The organism is Mycobacterium sp. Soil_C_30 (genome assembly GCF_057656995.1).
In genome coordinates this window covers 95,736-112,306 of record NZ_JBDGJH010000005.1, presented here as the reverse complement: position 1 = coordinate 112,306, position 16,571 = coordinate 95,736, and the positions used below count along the sequence as shown (strand labels likewise).

Here is a 16,571-nt window from a genome sequence, read left to right as displayed (position 1 = left end):
TCATGCCGGAGTAGGACAGCGGGACCGCCCGGGGGCGGATCCGGAAACCAGATCCGGGCACGACGCGGGCGCAGGTTCGGCTTCGTAGGTTCGAGCCATGACATGGTCACAATTGCACGAGCGCATGGCGCTGATGGGCGAATTGATCGATATCGCGGCGGCCGACGGTGACATTCCGCAAGCCCTCGCCGACAGGGCATCTGACATCGACCGGTTGTTCGGCAACGAGGAAGGCATCCTGCTGGCACTGCGGCACCGGTGGGTCACGATGCTGACCGCCAAACTGGATCAGGCTGTGCACGAGGATGTTCCGGCCGAACACGCACGCAATCAGTTGGTGCACGCCAATCCCGGACTCACCGCGTTGCTGGACATTGGGGGGCGCCGGTCGGTGCGCGTGCGCGCATTGCGGCGTGGGGAGAAGCACATCGTCGACGTGTACGACGGACCGCATCTGAGCCGTTCGGCGTGAGGGTATTTGCCCGTACGGCCCGCCTGGCGAGAGAAGTTCCAGGCGGACCGTACGGCCCCTCTCAATCACGTTCTGCGGCTGTTCTGATAAGTAGAACCAGCAGCTCACCGCCGTGATTTCCGGTTGGCGGTGATTGCACCACGGTTGGCAGGAACTCAGCGTCGGGTCCACAGCGCCTGGCTCTGGGCGCCGACGGCCGGGTGGTGGATCTGCTGGAAGTTGCGGCCGCCGCGGCCGTAGGTGGCGACGACGGCAGCCGGGGTGGCTGCTTCGGTGAACGGTCTCGGCCCCCAGGTGCACGGCCGGATGTGCACAAGGTCAACGACCGCACCGTCGGGGTCGTAGCTGTAGGGGCCGTCGATCTGGCCCAGCCAGAACAGGCCGTCGCCGTCGCGCGTCCACACCAGTGAACCGTCCTCGGCCTCGGCGAACCGTCGCACCCGGTTCTGCGGCGCTTCGCCGAACCCGCACACGCCCAGCGACAGCGCACGCGCCAGCGTCGCGGCGGGGTCGATGTCGTCACGCCGCGAGCGCAGGGGTGCGCGATAGACGTGAACTCGGTGCGCGTCGGTCATCGAGTTGACCCTAGCCGTCGACCCTGCCGTCTGGGTGGACAACGAGTAGGGTCGACGTGAAACGTGAGATGGTCTGTCGTCACAGGCTTTTGATGCACTGTTGAAGGTGGTGGCTCGAGTGGATATGCGAGGTCTGCTCGCCGAGTTGGTTGCGCTGCAGACCGTGTCCGGGGAGCCCGCGCCGCAGCGGGAGGCGATCGAGCTCTGCCTGTCCGTTCTCCGTGCGAAGGACAGCACCGTGCAGGTGGAGGCCGACCTGGGTGGCGCCCATCCGTGGGCGATCCTGACCAATGCCGCCCGGCCGGACGCCCGTCGAATGGCGTTCTGCTGTCATGTCGACACGGTGCCGACGGGGCCGCTGTCGGGGTGGTCGTATCCTCCGTTCGCCGCCGAAGTGCATGACGGACGGCTGGTCGGCCGGGGTGCCACCGACATGAAAGGCGGCCTGGTCGCGTCGTTGGCGGCAGTGGAACACGCGGTGGATCTCGGCGTCCCGGTCGCTCTGATCCTGACCTCCGACGAGGAGGTGGGCGCCGCCGGTGCGCAACGAGCGCGCCACGCCGCCGCCCAAGCGAACATCGGCGCGGTGGTCATCCCCGAGGCGACAGCCAACAGCGTCAGACTCGGGCATCGAGGCGCGCTGTGGTTGCGCATCAACAGCGTTGGGGTGGCCGCGCACGGCAGCACCCCGCACCTGGGGCGCAACGCAATCCTGACGCTGATGGACGTGATCGGACGTGCGCGCGTGGAACTGCCGCAGACAACGGATTCCCATCTGGGCGCTTCGACGTGGAACCTGGGGACGATCACCGGCGGCGCTGTCCCCAATATCGTTCCGGCACAAGCCAGTTGCGTCATCGATCATCGTACGGTCGCCAACGGCGACGCCCTGCTCGACTGGTGGCGAGCGCAAGCCGAGGTCCACGAGGTCGACACGTTGATCGATCTGCCCGCGGTGTGGACCTCCGCCGAGGATGAGTGGGTATCGCGCCTTCCGGTGGATGCCACCGCCGAACCAGTTGCCTACTTCACCGACGGGTCCGCATTCAGTGCCGCGCTACCCGGAGTTCCGATGGTGATCTGGGGGCCCGGCGACCCGGCGACCATGCATGCCGTCGACGAGTCGATTCTGCTCAGTGATCTCGATGCGGCGGCAGACCACTACCGTCGAGCGGTTTCTCAGTGGAGTAGATAGGCGTCCGTTCGACGGTCGGCGAACGGATTGTTGAACTCATTCCATTCACGGGCCGCCGGGATGCTGTCCAGGTCGAGGTCGGCGATGATGGTCTCCTCGGTGAGCGCGGGCGCCGGGCCTGCGGCATACCAACCGCTGGTGTTCGTGATGACGCTGCGGCCCAGGAACTCCTGGCCGCGTTCGGTTCCGCACCGGTCCGCGGCCACGATCGGCACACCGTTGCAGTGAGAGTTGGCGGTGCACAGCACATTTGCCATCGCCCGCCCCTCGGCGTCATTGCCCGCGGTCAGCGGCACCCAGTTGGTCGGGACGCAGAGCAGCTGCGCTCCGGCCAGCGCCAGCGTGCGGGCGGCTTCGGGGAACCAGATGTCGTAGCAGATCAGGATGCCGATGGCGCCCAGCGGTGTCTCGTAGACGGGCAGGCCCAGATCGCCGGGGCTGAACACCAGGTTCTCCCGGTTCCACAGGTGCAGTTTGCGGTACGTGCCGATATGCCCGTTCGGGCCCAGCAGAGCGCTCGAGTTGTACAGCCGCTCGCCGGCGCGCTCGGCGATGCCGAACACGATGTGCATGTCGTATCGGGCGCAGGCAGCCAGCAGGCGTGCGGTGGTGGGGCCGTCGGGAATCTCCTCGGCGACAGCGCGGCACTCGTCGGTGTCGGTGAACATGTAACCGGTGGTGGCCAGCTCGGGGAACACGGCCAACTGAACTCCGGCCTCGGCGAGCTCGCTCATGGCGTCGACCATGGCGTCGACGTTGTGCGCGACGTCGTTCATCACCGGGTTGGTTTGCACGCTGGCGACCCTGATCACGGGGCTCCCACTTTCTCGGGCTCGACTTGTTCGGAGGCATTCGGGCGGAACCGTCTGCGCCACGCGGGTTTGATCGATGTACGCCGCCAGGGCGTCAACAGCATCTCGGCCAGCGCCACGGCCCCGAATGCCAACAGCCCCAGGATCACCAGCAGGATGATGGCGGCGAACACCGAGGCCACGTCGAGCCGCGATTGTGCTTCCAGCAGCGCGACCCCCAGCCCTCCGGTGGTCGATGCTGTCCACTCGCCGAGCACGGCGCCCGTGACGGCGAAGGTGGCGGTCATCTTGAGCGCGGAGAACAGCGGGGTCAGGGTGGCCGGCAGCGTCACGGTCCGGAAGATGCGCCAGGGGGTTCCGCCCATCGCGCGAACCAGGGCGATCAGGTCCTTGTCGACGGATGCGAGGCCGTCGAGAACGTTGACGACCACCGGGAAGAACACGATGAGCGCGACGATGGTGAGCTTGGGTGCCAGGCCGAATCCCATCCAGATCACCAGGGCGGGGGCGACGGCGATGATGGGCACGGCCTGCGAGGTGATCAGAATGGGGTACAGGAAACGCTGAACGGTCTTGGACCACGACATCACCAGGGCGAAGAAGAAACCCGCCGCCGCTCCGATCAGGAAGCCCAGGACGAACTCCTTGCTGGTGATGATGGTGCCCGGCCCCAATTTGTCCCAGTCGTCACGCAGCGCTTCGAAGGTGCGTTGCGGGCTGGGCAGGACGTAGGGCGCGATGTCGAACAGCCGGACCGCGAGATCCCAGACCACCACGACGAGCACCAACCCGAGCACCGGCAGCGCCGGCGTCGTGAGGCGGTTGCGTTTCATCACGCCACCTCCGACGGCCGGCCGTAGATCAGGTCGAGCACGGTTGACTTCAGCTCGACGTAGCGATGATCGGTGGTCAGGTGAATGTCGCGGGGACGGGGCAGATCCACCCTCATGACGGCTGCCACCCGCCCGGGCCGCGGTGTCATGACCACCACCCGGTCGCCCAGGAACAGCGCTTCGTCGATGTCGTGCGTGACGAACAGGATGGTCTTGCGTTGCTCGCGCCAGACCTGAAGCAACCACTGCTGCATCAGCATTCGGGTGTGGCTGTCCAGCGCGCCGAACGGTTCGTCGAGCAGCATCACCGGGTGGTCGAGAGCCAGCGTACGCATCACCGCGACCCGCTGCCGCATACCGCCCGACAGCGCGTGCGGGTAGTGATCGAGGTAGGCGCCCAAGCCGTACCGCTGCGCCATCTGGGCCGCCGAACGCAGGTCATCCCGCGATGCCCGACCGCGGACGTCGGCGCCCAACACGATGTTGTCCAGCACGGTCCGCCAGGGCAGCAACAGATCTTTCTGGAGCATGTACCCGACGTGGCCGGTCTTGGCCTTGATGTCGTGACCGTTGAGGCTGACCGCACCCGCGGTGGGGGTGAGCAGTCCGGAGACGATGTTGAAGATGGTCGACTTGCCACAGCCGGACGGACCGACGATGCAGACGAACTCGCCGTCCTCGACAGTGAGGTCCACCGGTGCCAGCGCCTCGATACCGTCGAACGTGTGGGAGACGCCCTCGAGGCGCAGGCTCATGGGACGTCCTTGGCCGCGAGCCAGGACACGGTTTGGGACCACAGCCGGGCGAAGCCCTCCCACTGTGTGAATTCCGTTGGTGCCCAGTGCGGACCGATGTCGCTCGCGAAGGCCGCGCACCGGCCCTTGCCGTAGCGTCCGACGGTCAACAGCGGGTGACCGTTGACCTGAGCCAGAACTTCCGACGCCGAGCGTGCCGACAAGCGCTGAAAGCCCAGGAGGGCCGGCCAGGTGTCGGGCAACCCCGTCGTGCACGGATGATCCGGCCCGAACAGTCGCGGTACCGCACCCTCGGGGCACTCCTCGCGATCGTCACCGTCTTCCATGAGGACCGGGAGTGCTTCTGCCAGCAGCGAATTCTTGTAGTTGGCCTTCGCCTCGATGCCTTGGAAACTGAGGTAACCGCCCACCATCATGAGCGACCCGCCGGCGCGTACCCAGTCGCGGAGCACCAGCAACCGGTTCGGATGCGCCTTGCCGCGCAGAAACACGTCATTGGGCATCAGCAGGGTGTTGGAGCCGATGTCGGACAGCACGACGACGTCGTAGCGCTCCAGCTCGTCAGTGGTGGTAGGGAAGTGCTGAGAGGCAACGTGATTGGGCATGAATGTCACGTCATGCCCGCCGGATTCCAGCGCTGCGGAGAAGTCCTTCACGCCCTCCTCGTAGGCGACGGTGGTGAATGAGTCGAACCCCTTGGTGTGGATCGAGGTGGTGGTCCAGGACTCGCCGGCGATGAGCGTTCGGGCCATGTACCGACTCCTTTCGTGGTGGTGAGATCTCGGGCTGCGAAGGTGGTCACCGAATCACGGTGCACCCTTCCGGCCCGAACCAGATGACGTCTTCGACCTTCACGCCGTAGAGGTGGTTGCCGATGAAGGGCTCGACGGCCCAGCCGCCCCACATCTTCGTCGTGTTGTGGCGGTCGATGTAACCCTGTGTGTAGGAGACGTTCTGGCCGATGGAGTGACCGATGTTGCCCAGGCGGTCCATGTGGTTCCAGCCGGTGCCGGCGATGCAGTCACGAAACACCGACCACAGTTCGTTGGCCGGCATTCCCGGGTACGCCGCGGCCAGCACGGTGTCGTGGATCGTCTGGATCTGCGCCTTGGCCTCTACGTAGTCAGGCTGGTCGCCGACGACGAAGGTGCGAGTGCAATCACCCCACCAGCCGTCGACTACGGGATGGACGTCGATGTAGCCGGAATCGATGTTCCACAGCATCCGGTCCGTCGGGGCCACGGTGGGAAAGCAGTCCAGGCTGCCCGCGCCGAAGCCGACGTTGACGATCGTCCACAGCCCGGTGGACCCACGCGCACGGAGCGTCTCCTCGGCCCAGCGCGCCAACTCCCGTTCGGTCATGCCCGCCCACACCGCGTCGGCGGCCAGCTCGGCGACGTCGCGGGCCAGGAGCTGGGCTGTGACCAGGCCTGGCGGGGGCGTGACGGTCACGGTGTCGGGGGTCACGAGGGAGTCGTCGGTGAAAGACATGGTGGCGGCCTCTACTCGGGCAGGTAGTCGTTGGTCCAGTAGGCGCTGGGTTCGTCCACCGACTTCACCAGGTCCTGTGCCACCGCCGCGTCCAACAGCCCGCTCCACTGCGCGTCACTCTGTTCGAAGGGCGGTTGCTGTGCCTTCAAGATCTCGGCGGTGGCGTTCCACGAGTCGACGATGAATCCCATGTCCGAACCCGGGTAGGCCTTCTCGAAGGTGGCCATCGCCGCCTCGGGATCGCTCAGAGCGTCTTCGAGGCCGCGCTTGGATGCAGCCATGAAAGCCTTTGCGGTGGCTGGGTTCTCCTCGAGCCAGTCGGTGTTACCCGCCACCACGAAGATGGGTGCGTTGGGTGCCCCGTGCTCACTGGCGGGCATGAAGAACGGGTCGAAGCCGCCGTTGACCCGGACGTCGGCGGACTCCGCGTTGGTGACACCGGTGATCACGTCGACCCGGTTCTCCAGAAGCAGCGGCACGGTGTTGTCCGCGGCGGTGACCAGTTGCACGTCGGACAGTTGCAGGCCGACGGAGTTCAGCATCATGGTCAGCTGAGCTTTTGACCAGGCGTCGTTGTAGATGCCGACGGTCTTGCCTTTGATGCTGGCGAGTTCGAACGGCTCGCGGGCGATCAAACCCCAGTTGTTCTGGTCTCCGTAGGCGCCGGTGGCGATCACCGGTGCGTCTTGATCCTTGGCGAACAGCACGTCGAGGGTGGTGGTGAACGCCATGTCGGCCTCTGCGGTTCCGAGGAACTTCATGGTGTCGGCGACGGTGGGAGGCGGCGTGATGGTGAGGTCGATGCCGGCGTCGGAGAAGTAGCCCTTGTCCTTGGCGACGACGAAGGGCGTCCAGAAAGCGTCTGCGACAGGCCATTCCATGACCATGTTCACCGGCGTCATCCCGTCAGCCGTCGGTTGGTCGGTATCGCTGCCGCAGGCGACCAGCCCGGCCGTGGTTGCGGTGATCATCAGCATGGCTGCCAGACGGGAGCGGAAGGTGCGTGTCATGCGTCTCCTCGATTGGTGTAATCGATTACAAAGCTGGTGCAACACACAAAAGCACTCGGTGGATGGCCGGGTCAAGACCCAGGCGTTTCCAGGATGTAAACGATTGCCTGCGGAGGGGTGCCGTGTTAGAAACTTGGGCATCAACGGTGAGAGGGGGAGCGTGCGTCCGACAATCAGACAGGTCGCCGAGCGTGCCGGGGTGTCGACGGCGACGGTGTCGCGCGCGCTGTCGGGGACGCGGACGGTGTCCCCGGAACTGGCGCGTCGCATCGATGACGCGGTGGCAGAACTCGGCTACTCCAGCAACGGCATCGCCAGTTCACTGCGGCGCAGCCGCACCGACACCATCGGAATGGTCGTCCCCGATATCGCCAATCCGTTCTTCACCGCCCTGGTCAAGAACGTCGACCGGGTGCTGGCCGAACGCGGCTGGCAGATGTTGCTGTGTGACGCGCAGTCCGATTCACGGATCGAGGCCGAACGCCTTGCGTCGCTGATCAACCGGCGCGTCGACGGGGTTATCATCAGCCCCACCAACGAGATCGACAGCGGGCCCGCGGTGCGGGCGGCGGCCTCACGGGTTCCCGTCGTGCAGATCGACCGGCGAGCACGCGATACCGACACCGACTGGGTGGGCATCGACGACGACTTCGCCGAATCGTTGATCGTGGCGCACCTCGCCGAGCTCGGAGTCTCGCGCGTGGCGTTCGTCAGCGCAACGCCCACCGATTCGTCCACGGAGTTGCGGCAGGCGGGACTGCTCAAACATGCACGGGCGCAAGGGCTCAACATCGACATGGCGTCGGTACTGCTCGGTGAGTACTCCGTCGAGTGGGGCCAGAAGGCGGGCGCCCAGATCCTGGATTCCGGTCGCCGTCCCGATGCGATCGTCTGTGGCAACGACCTGATTGCCCTCGGTGTCCTGCAGGCATGCCGTGAGGCCGGTGTGCCGGTTCCGGATGAGGTGGTGGTGACGGGATTCGACGACATTCCGTTCGCGGCGTTGAGCACGCCGCCGTTGACCACCATCACCCAGCCGCTGGCCGATATCGCCGCCGAAGGAGTTCGACTGCTGGCGCAGGCCATCGACGGCAAGGCCACCGCACAGACCATCCGTGCCTCGCTCGGTTCGCGGCTGGTGGTGCGTCAGTCCACCGATCCGAGTGCGTCGAGCGGCATTCGATGACGGGTTCGGTGACGGTGGTCGGCAGTGCGAACGTCGACCGCATCGTCGAAGTACGCCGGCCACCCACCCCCGGTGAGACGGTAGCGGGCGGTGATCCCCGGTCCGCGGTAGGCGGCAAAGGCCTCAACCAAGCGGTTGCTGCTGCGCGACAGGGTGTTTCGACGGCATTCGTCGGTACGGTGGGTGCAGACGCCGGGGGCGCGATCGTGCGCGACGTCCTGGCCGCCGAGGGGATCGACAGTGCGGGTCTGGGCGTAGGCAGACAGGCCACCGGAAGTGCCATCGTGCTCCGTGACGGGTCCGGTGAGAACTGCATCGTCGTCTCGGCCGGAGCCAATGGCAGCACCGCTCCGGTGGTCGGTGCTGCCCGCCCCGGTGATGTGGTGCTGATGCAGCTCGAGATTCCCACCGAAACCGTGGTCGAGACGGCGCTGCGGTGGCCGGGCGTCGTCATCCTGAATGCCGCGCCCGCCGCGCCGCTACCGGATCACCTCTGGGCGTCCATCGATCTACTCGTGCTGAACGAGAGCGAACTGAATTGGTACGTACCGATTGTCGACGGAGACGTCGCATCGGCGATGGCGAAACTCCCGGTCCGGACCGTCATCACCACGCTCGGAAGTGCCGGGTGCGCTGTCCGTGATGCCGACGGCAGCTACACCGCCATCGCCTGTCCGCAGGTCCGCGCCGTCGATACCACCGGCGCCGGGGACTCGTTCTGTGGTGTGCTGGCAGCGGGCATCGCCGCGGGTGTGGCTGTGGTGGAGGCCGCGCGGCGTGCGACGGTCGCGGCAGCGATGTCCACCCGCCATGTCGGCGGCCAGACCTGCCCGCGCGGTGCCGAGGTGGACCACTACCTCACGACGCCCCAGTAGCCCGAGCGCGCGTCGTTGTACGGGACACGCCGCGCGCAGCTGTACAGACACGCGCGCTCGCGGAGGTCAGGTGAAGGGTTTGCGGCGGTCCAGCCGTCGCGAGCCGGCGCCGGCGGCCCGCCACAGCCGCGCCACCCAGTCGGCGTCCTCGTCGGTCACCAGGTTGCCCATCACCCGCACCGCGATTCCCATCAGCACACTCGAGCGCATCGCCAGCGGGCCGGTCAGCGGGAGGAACTTCGGGATGGTCAGCAGCAGCGCCAATCGCCGGGCGACGGAGAAGCCGCGGGCGTAGTGCTCCTGCAGCACCAGCGGCCACACGTGCGACAGATCGCCGGTGCCCAGCAACTCTGCGGCCAGGCGGCCGGTCTCCATGCCGTAGTCGATGCCTTCACCGTTGAGCGGGTTCACACACGCCGCGGCATCGCCGATCAGCATCCAGTTGGGCCCGGCCACCCCGGAGACGGCCCCGCCCATGGGCAGCAGCGCCGACGACACCGCCCGCGGCTCGCCGTCGAAGCCCCACTCGTCGCGCTTGAGTGAGGTGTAGTGCTTGATCAACGGCTTCAGGGCGATCTCGGCGGGCCGTTTCACCGTGGCCAGCGCGCCGACACCGATGTTCACCTCGCCGTTGCCCAGCGGGAAGATCCAGCCGTACCCGGGCAGCACGGTGCCGTCGATCGAACGCAACTCGAGATCCGAGGAGATCCACGGCTCGTCGGCGCGCGGGGAGGCCAGGTACGCGCGGCCGGCCACCCCGTACACCGTCTCCTGGTGCCACTGCCTACCCAGCACCCGGCCCAGCGTGGAGCGGGCGCCGTCGGCGACGATCAGCTCCCGGCACGCCACCCGCTGCCCGTCGCCCAGCACCACCGACGTCACGCGGCCGGACGAATCTCGGTCGGCATCAACCACTTTGGCGCCCAGCAACATGCGCGCTCCCGAGGACTCCGCGACCGCGCGCACCCGGTCGTCGAGTTCGGTGCGCGGCACCGCTGATCCGGTGGCCGGGAACGACGGCCCGGGCCAGCGCACCTCGACCGCCGAACCGAACCCGGACATCCGCAGCCCGGCGTGCCGGATGTGCTCGTCGAGCCACGGACCCAGGCCCAGCTGTTCCAGCTCCAGGACCGCCCGCGGGGTCAACCCGTCACCGCAGGCCTTGTCGCGGGGGAAGGTCGCGGCGTCGATCACGAGCACGTCGCGCCCGGCTCTGGCGGCCCACGCCGCGGCGGCCGAGCCGGCCGGTCCGGCGCCGACGACCACCACATCGGCGGCGCTGGCGGGGAAGGGTTGCATGGTGCCCAGTATGTTGGACCCGTGAGGACACCGGCGAGTGTGGTGGCGGGAGTTGATTTCGGCGACGCCGAGTTGGCCGAGAGCGTCCGCTCGGGAGTGTCGCGGATCGAACAGCTGATGGCGACTGAGCTGGGCAAAGCCGACGAGCTGATGTCCGAGGCGGTACACCACCTGTTCCTGGCCGGCGGCAAGCGGTTCCGCCCGCTGTTCACCGTGCTGTCGGCGTCACTGGGGCCTGACCCCACCAACGACGACGTGGTCATCGCCGGCGCCGTCATCGAGATGGTGCACCTTGCCACGCTGTACCACGACGATGTGATGGACGAGGCGCAGGTGCGCCGCGGCGCCTCCAGCGCCAACGCCCGGTGGAGCAACAACATCGCCATTCTGGCCGGCGACTACCTGTTCGCGACGGCCTCCCGGCTGGTGTCCCGGCTGGGCCCGGACGCGGTGCTGGTGATCGCCGATACGTTCGCTCAACTGGTGACGGGCCAGATGCGGGAAACCCGCGGGGCCACCGAGGGCGTCGACCCGATCGACCACTATCTCAAGGTGGTCTACGAGAAGACCGCCTGCCTGATCGCCGCGTCCGGCCGGTTCGGTGCGACGTTCTCCGGCTCCGACAATGACCAGATCGAGCGGCTGTTCCGCCTCGGCGGCATCGTCGGCACCGCGTTCCAGATCTCCGACGACATCATCGACATCGACAGCGACCCCGAGGAGTCGGGCAAGGTGCCGGGCACCGATCTTCGCGAAGGTGTGCACACCCTGCCGGTGCTGTACGCGCTGCGCGAAACCGGGCCGGACGCGGATCGGCTGCGGGAACTGCTGGCCAACCCCATCGATGACGACGCCGCGGTGGCGGAGGCCCTGCAGCTGCTGCGCGCCTCGCAGGGCATCGTCGAGGCCAAGAAGATGGTGCGCGGCTACGCCGAACAGGCCCGTCAGGAGCTCGCCGGACTGCCGGATCTTCCGGGTCGCCGCGCGCTGGAATCGCTGGTCGAATACACCGTCAACAGACACGGCTGACTCCAGGGAACCCAAATTGCCACGTGTGTCGTTAAATCAGCTGACACAGTCGCAATTTCCTGCAGGAGGACGCTGATGACCTGGCACCCGACCGGCAACCGGATCAAGACGTTTCTGCTCTTGATCGGGTTCACCGCGCTGATCGGTTTCGTCGGGTTCCTGTTCGCAGGCGCCACCGGCAACACGGTGTGGATCTGGGGTGCGCTGGTGTTCGCCCTCGGCATGAACGCCTACACCTACTTCAACAGCGACAAGCTGGCGCTGCGCGCCATGCATGCGCAGCCGGTCACCGAAATCCAGGCGCCGGTGATGTACAAGATCGTCCGCGAACTCGCCACCGCCGCGCACCAGCCGATGCCGCGGCTGTACATCTCGGATACCGCCAATCCCAACGCTTTTGCCACCGGGCGCAACCCGCGTAACGCCGCGGTGTGCTGCACCACCGGCATCCTGCAGATCCTCAACGAGCGTGAGCTGCGCGCCGTGCTGGGTCACGAACTGTCGCACGTCTACAACCGCGACATCCTGATCTCGTGTGTCGCAGGCGCCATGGCGTCGGTGATCACCGCGCTGGCCAACATCGCGTGGATCGCGGGCATGTTCGGCGGCAACAACCGGGAAGGCAACGGCGGCAACTTCTTTGTGATCCTGCTGATCCAGCTGCTGGGTCCCATCGCCGCCACAGTGGTGCGCATGGCGGTGTCGCGTTCGCGGGAGTACCAGGCCGACCAGTCCGGTGCCGAGTTGACGGGTGATCCGCTGGCGCTGGCCTCGGCGCTGCGCAAGATCTCCGGGGGAGTGGAGCAGGCGCCGCTGCCGCCGGATCCGAAGCTCGCCGACCAGGCGCACCTGATGATCGCCAGCCCGTTCCGCGCGGGCGAGAAGATCGGCAAGCTGTTCTCGACCCACCCGCCGATCGCCGACCGGATCCGCCGGCTCGAGGACATGGCCGGCCGGGGCCCGGGGCACTACTGATCCGGCGTCAGCCCTCCGACGAGGACGACGTGTCGGCGGAGGGCGTGTCGCCTTTGGCGTTGTCCGTGTCCTTGCCGTTGCCCGCGTCTTTGTCCTTGTCCCGGTCGCGGTGCTGGTTGTAGCGGTCCCGGTCTTTGTCGTCGGCGTCGTCGGACTGGTCGTCCTTGGGGCCGGTAGCGGGGGTGTCCTCGGCCGGCTCGTCGCCGTCCGGGGTTTCCTCGGTGGCATCGTCATCCGCCGGCTCTTCAGCGACGGGCTGCTGGTCTTCTTCGGCGGGTGTTTCCTCGGCCGGGGTTTCCTCGGCGGGCGGGGGCACTTCGGCCTGCGGGTCTTCTGAGGGTTCGGCTGGTGTGGACGGTTCCGGCTCGCTGGAGGGGGTGTCGTCCTCGTCGGCGACGGGCTCGTCGGTCTCGGCGTCCTCGGCTCGGGCCAGGGTGGTGTCGGCGGCCGGCGAGTGCGGCACGAACAGTGACTCGATGCCTTCCTTGACGCCGACCAGGAAGTCGAGGACCGCCTTGATGGTCTCGGCCGGTGTCGGCAGCAGGTTGTTGCTGGTGCCGTCGGTGGCGTCGCGGTAACCCCAGTAGACCAGCGCCGTCAGCGCCGGTTCGATGATGTCGGCGAGCTCGTTGCCGAACAGCCCGAAATAGTCGCGCAGCGGCCGGACCAGCGGCAGTGCACCGTTGTCCTCGTAGGTCACGTAGGTGACGCCGTTGCGGGTCTCGACCTTCGCCTTCACCAGGCTGCCGTCGGGGTTCTTGAAGGTGACGTAGAGGACGTCGCCCACCCGCTCCGTCGTGACGCCCAGGTCATCGCAGGACAGACCGGCCCGGCACGTCACCGTGCCATCGGGGTTGACCCGGACCGGCGACAGCGCCCGATTCAGGTACTCGGCCACCGTGTTCGTCAGGGTGATGGGGTTCAGCAGCGTCACCGGCGCGTACGCGCCCAGGCCGAACTTGTACGAAGTGACGACATCGCCGGGTCCCGGAGCGGGGACGGGTTGGGGCGGCGGGGTGACGATCGATTCGCCGATCTGCAGTGACGGCACATCGAAGGTGACCACCGGCGCGGGCACCACCTGGGCGGGCGGAACCGCGGGCGCCAGGCTCGGGGTGAGTGGGGGCAGCGAGGGGGGCGTCACGGTCCAGCCCTGCTGGTTGAGGAACGGCAGCGAACTGGCGACACCCAGCGCGCTCGAAGGCACGGTGCCGTAGGAGCCCTCGGATTCGTCGAGCGCATTCCACATGCCGAACGGTCCGGTCAGGAAGTTGATCATGACGCCACGGCCGTCTGAGGGCAGCAGCCTGCCCTGGATGGCGTCGGCGATACCGCCCACGCCGTCGATGTCGCCGGAGCCGCCGTCCATCAGGAGTGCGGCGAGCAGCAGCGGCGGGGCCGCCGTCAGGGGCTGGATCACGGTGAGTCCAGCGACGCTCGCGGCAACTGCCGCTGTCGTCAGAATGGACGACCGCAAATCCCCTGCCACGTCACCGCCTCCCCGCGTGATCCTGATAATTCGCTAAGCAGTGTAAGCCCACTTACCCGTTGCTGGGAAGTATTCGAGATGCCCGCTCAGCTGCGGGTCTTCCGGGTTATTGACGTGTGCGCGGCGATTGTCGCCTCGGTGCGGATCTGGCGATTTCCTAAGTATGTCTCAGGGTGCATCTCAGGTGTCTCCGGTTAACTCCGCGCCGCGCGGGTAACTGCGGCGAATTCTCGTGCTGGAGTAACACCGAGCACGGCCCGGAGCGAACCTCTAGTGTGAGCAATGTGCTGAGCAGAGTTTCGATCGCGGTAGCCGCTGCGGGCGCGGCGCTGACCTGCGCCGCGGGAACCGCCGCGGCCGAACCCGCGCCGCCGCCTCCGCCCCCGCCGCCGAACATCAACGGCTACGCCATGGCGGCCCCGGCTGACTACGAGGTGCAGCCCGGGCTCTACGCGTTCACCACTCCGCAAGGGCTCACCTGCGTCGTGAGCCGCAGCACCGCCTACGGCTGCAACGGCCCCATCCCCGGAGCGCCCAACGGAGCCAACCTCATCACCGGCGGGGCCACCGGCATGCCCGGCTTCTCGAGCTCGCCGCGGCCGCTGTTCGTCTCCGACAAGCCCGCCAACCCGCTGCCGGCCAACACCCGGATCAGCTACGGCACCATCAGCTGCGGCGTCGACGGCGCCGGTGCGGCCATCTGCACCAACAGCTTCGATCAGACCGGCTTCGTGCTGGGGCCGACCGCGAGCTGGAATTTCGGCGCGGTGAACCCGCTGCTGGATCGCCCTGAGGGCACCAACCCCTACATGAACTGAGTGTCTCGCTCTACACCCGCGACCTCAACGAAGTGAGTGCATCGCCAGGGTGGGCTGGCTCAACGTTCGGGTGGTTGCGGACAACTGCAGAGGACGAGATCATCCGGCGGGTGCGGGATGCGTGGTCGCAGCGCGGGTTTATGACGCCGGCACGAATCGCTTCGCGATCGGCAACCACTTCTCCAGGTCGGCCGAGTTCTCGTAGTCGGAGTCCAACAGGTAGAGGCTGGGCGCCGGGCAGCTGGCGCCGATCTCGACGAGCACCGGGCGCAGTGTCAGCTCCGGCGCCAACGCGTGGGCATACGAGCCACCGAGCATCAGCGGGAACGTAGTGATCTGCCCCAACTCGCCGGCGCCGAACTGGTCGAGGAACAGTTTCAACAGGCCGGTGTACGTCGCCTTGAAGGTCGGTGACGCGACCACCAGCGAGCTGGCGGCTTTCACGATCTCCTTGGCCTCGGCGACCTTCGGGTCACCCCAGCCGAGCAGGCCGGCGCCGAGGTCCACGACGTCGATGACGTGCTCGGGTGCGGAACCGCTGAGCTTCTGGGCCACCAGTTCAGCGGCGGCACGGGTGCGTGAGTTGGGCTTGGGATTGCCTACGACTACGACTGTCACCCGCACAGTCAACACCGAAGTGTTTCTGCTGTCGCGTTCCACTAGCGGCCGATGTGTACCTACGCTTGAGGTACCGATCACAGGAGGTAGAGGTGGTTCGCGTTCGGGAGGCTGCAGTTGTCGGTGTGTCGGTCGCGGTGCTGACCGGCTGTGCAGGCACCCAATCGCCACCCGAGACGCAGACCACCACCAGCGCTGCAGCTTCCGCACCCGCACCCGCGTCGCCGGTTCCGGCACCTGGCGCTGGATTCGCCGACGTGGTTGAACGCCTCGCACCCAGCGTGGTGACCGTCCGGATCCCCGACGGCGTGGGCAGCGGCGTGGTGTTGCAGCCTGATGTCATCGTCACCAACGCTCACGTCGTGGGGTCGGCCCGGGAAGTGGTGTTGGAGTTTGCCGACGGAGAGGAATCCGGCGGTACGGTGCTGGCGTCCGATGAGGTGACCGATCTCGCGGTGGTGCGCAGTGAGCGCGCCGGGTTGCCGGTCCCGGAGTACCGCTCGGAGTTGCCGCGGCCCGGTGAGTACGCGATCGCCATCGGTAGTCCGCTCGGTTTCCAGAATTCGGTCACCGCGGGAGTCATCTCGGGGTTGCACCGCGACATCCCGGGTTCGGCCGCGCAGTCGTCCTCACTGGTCGACCTGATTCAGACGGACGCCCCGATTTCGCCCGGGAACTCCGGCGGGGCGCTGCTGGATGCCGAGGGGCGTGTCGTCGGCATCAATGAGGCCTACATTCCGCCTGAAATCGGTGCGGTGTCTTTGGGTTTCGCGATCCCGACCAGCACCGTGCTGGACATCACGGCGCAGCTTCTGGACTCCGGGCGCGCCGCGCACCCGTTCTTGGGGGTGTCGCTGGGGCAGTTGACGCCGGCGATCCAACGGTCGCTGGGCGTGGAGTCCGACCGCGGCGCGCTGGTCACCGCGGTGGATCCCGGTTCACCCGCGGCGGCGGCGAGTCTGCGCCCGGGTGACGTCATCGTCGATCTTGCCGGCGAACCCGTGCAGGATGTCGAGGACCTGCTCAGGATCCTGCGCAGTACGCGCGTCGGTCAACAGGTTCCGGTCACCGTGGTACGGGGCAGCGATCAACAGACCGTGACCGTCACCGTCGGCGAGCGGACGCGCTGACCGCCGCGT

18 protein-coding genes are annotated in these 16,571 nt (G+C 67.2%); 8 read left to right on the top strand and 10 right to left on the bottom strand.

Going from position 1 to position 16,571, the window contains the following annotated elements; translation table 11 throughout:
• The first annotated feature begins 97 nt into the window (after nt 1-97).
• A complete protein-coding gene (locus AC3A6P_RS11215) occupies nt 98-472 on the top strand; it encodes a hypothetical protein (RefSeq protein WP_487691557.1) in 375 nt (124 codons plus the stop codon).
• A 155-nt stretch (nt 473-627) separates the two neighbouring features.
• Here the strand turns inward: AC3A6P_RS11215 and AC3A6P_RS11210 are convergent, their stop codons facing one another.
• Entirely contained in the window at nt 628-1,047 is a 420-nt protein-coding gene (locus AC3A6P_RS11210) for a GAF domain-containing protein (protein ID WP_487691556.1), read from the bottom strand.
• A gap of 109 nt (nt 1,048-1,156) precedes the next feature.
• Here AC3A6P_RS11210 and AC3A6P_RS11205 point away from each other — a divergent pair, with 109 nt between their 5' ends.
• Nucleotides 1,157-2,242 carry a M20 family metallopeptidase gene (locus tag AC3A6P_RS11205; protein ID WP_487691555.1) on the top strand — a complete coding sequence of 362 codons (1,086 nt, stop codon included), beginning with the start codon at nt 1,157-1,159 and terminating at the stop codon, nt 2,240-2,242.
• Here AC3A6P_RS11205 and AC3A6P_RS11200 read toward each other — a convergent pair.
• The 6 genes from AC3A6P_RS11200 to AC3A6P_RS11175 are packed head-to-tail and all read right to left on the bottom strand — an operon-like array spanning nt 2,227 to nt 7,143.
• Entirely contained in the window at nt 2,227-3,036 is an 810-nt protein-coding gene (locus tag AC3A6P_RS11200; RefSeq protein WP_487691554.1) for a nitrilase-related carbon-nitrogen hydrolase, read from the bottom strand. The two genes, AC3A6P_RS11205 and AC3A6P_RS11200, sit on opposite strands and share 16 nt — an antisense overlap.
• Before the next feature lie 14 nt (nt 3,037-3,050).
• Nucleotides 3,051-3,887 carry an ABC transporter permease gene (locus AC3A6P_RS11195; RefSeq protein WP_487691553.1) on the bottom strand — a complete coding sequence of 279 codons (837 nt, stop codon included), beginning with the start codon at nt 3,885-3,887 and terminating at the stop codon, nt 3,051-3,053.
• Entirely contained in the window at nt 3,887-4,642 is a 756-nt protein-coding gene (locus AC3A6P_RS11190; RefSeq protein ID WP_487691552.1) for an ABC transporter ATP-binding protein, read from the bottom strand. Before AC3A6P_RS11190 ends, AC3A6P_RS11195 begins: the two co-directional genes overlap by 1 nt.
• Complete coding sequence (locus AC3A6P_RS11185) at nt 4,639-5,394, bottom strand: glutamine amidotransferase (RefSeq protein ID WP_487691551.1); 756 nt, start codon at nt 5,392-5,394, stop codon at nt 4,639-4,641. The genes AC3A6P_RS11190 and AC3A6P_RS11185 overlap by 4 nt, the downstream gene beginning before the upstream one ends.
• A 46-nt stretch (nt 5,395-5,440) precedes the next feature.
• Complete coding sequence (locus AC3A6P_RS11180; protein WP_487691550.1) at nt 5,441-6,133, bottom strand: M24 family metallopeptidase; 693 nt, start codon at nt 6,131-6,133, stop codon at nt 5,441-5,443.
• 11 nt (nt 6,134-6,144) lie between these two features.
• On the bottom strand, nt 6,145-7,143 hold the full coding sequence (locus AC3A6P_RS11175; protein ID WP_487691549.1) for an ABC transporter substrate-binding protein: 999 nt from the start codon (nt 7,141-7,143) through the stop codon (nt 6,145-6,147).
• A 160-nt stretch (nt 7,144-7,303) separates the two neighbouring features.
• Here AC3A6P_RS11175 and AC3A6P_RS11170 point away from each other — a divergent pair, with 160 nt between their 5' ends.
• Together AC3A6P_RS11170 and AC3A6P_RS11165 are read left to right on the top strand one after the other, a co-directional pair.
• Nucleotides 7,304-8,329, top strand: a complete 1,026-nt coding sequence (locus tag AC3A6P_RS11170; protein WP_487691548.1) for a LacI family DNA-binding transcriptional regulator — start codon at nt 7,304-7,306, stop codon at nt 8,327-8,329.
• Nucleotides 8,326-9,204, top strand: a complete 879-nt coding sequence (locus AC3A6P_RS11165) for a ribokinase (RefSeq protein WP_487691546.1) — start codon at nt 8,326-8,328, stop codon at nt 9,202-9,204. Before AC3A6P_RS11170 ends, AC3A6P_RS11165 begins: the two co-directional genes overlap by 4 nt.
• Before the next feature lie 66 nt (nt 9,205-9,270).
• Here AC3A6P_RS11165 and menJ read toward each other — a convergent pair whose 3' ends face one another.
• A complete protein-coding gene (gene menJ / locus AC3A6P_RS11160; RefSeq protein ID WP_487691545.1) occupies nt 9,271-10,503 on the bottom strand; it encodes a menaquinone reductase MenJ in 1,233 nt (410 codons plus the stop codon).
• A gap of 21 nt (nt 10,504-10,524) precedes the next feature.
• Between menJ and grcC1 the strand changes: the two genes are divergently transcribed.
• Nucleotides 10,525-11,532 (top strand): nonaprenyl/(2E,6E)-farnesyl/geranylgeranyl diphosphat synthase, encoded by a 1,008-nt coding sequence (gene grcC1 / locus AC3A6P_RS11155; RefSeq protein WP_487691544.1) that lies wholly within the window; start codon nt 10,525-10,527, stop codon nt 11,530-11,532.
• 75 nt (nt 11,533-11,607) lie between these two features.
• A complete protein-coding gene (gene htpX / locus AC3A6P_RS11150; protein ID WP_487691543.1) occupies nt 11,608-12,507 on the top strand; it encodes a zinc metalloprotease HtpX in 900 nt (299 codons plus the stop codon).
• A 7-nt stretch (nt 12,508-12,514) separates the two neighbouring features.
• On the opposite strand, the gene AC3A6P_RS11145 is transcribed toward htpX, so the two are convergent.
• Nucleotides 12,515-13,927: a hypothetical protein gene (locus tag AC3A6P_RS11145; protein ID WP_487691542.1), complete on the bottom strand. Its 1,413-nt coding sequence runs from the start codon at nt 13,925-13,927 to the stop codon at nt 12,515-12,517.
• Nucleotides 13,928-14,280: 353 nt separating this feature from the next.
• Between AC3A6P_RS11145 and AC3A6P_RS11140 the strand changes: the two genes are divergently transcribed.
• Nucleotides 14,281-14,814: a hypothetical protein gene (locus tag AC3A6P_RS11140; protein ID WP_487691540.1), complete on the top strand. Its 534-nt coding sequence runs from the start codon at nt 14,281-14,283 to the stop codon at nt 14,812-14,814.
• Nucleotides 14,815-14,952: 138 nt separating this feature from the next.
• On the opposite strand, the gene AC3A6P_RS11135 is transcribed toward AC3A6P_RS11140, so the two are convergent.
• On the bottom strand, nt 14,953-15,432 hold the full coding sequence (locus AC3A6P_RS11135) for an NADPH-dependent FMN reductase (protein WP_487691539.1): 480 nt from the start codon (nt 15,430-15,432) through the stop codon (nt 14,953-14,955).
• A gap of 92 nt (nt 15,433-15,524) precedes the next feature.
• Between AC3A6P_RS11135 and AC3A6P_RS11130 the strand changes: the two genes are divergently transcribed.
• On the top strand, nt 15,525-16,562 hold the full coding sequence (locus AC3A6P_RS11130; RefSeq protein ID WP_487691538.1) for a S1C family serine protease: 1,038 nt from the start codon (nt 15,525-15,527) through the stop codon (nt 16,560-16,562).
• The last annotated feature ends 9 nt before the right edge of the window (nt 16,563-16,571 follow it).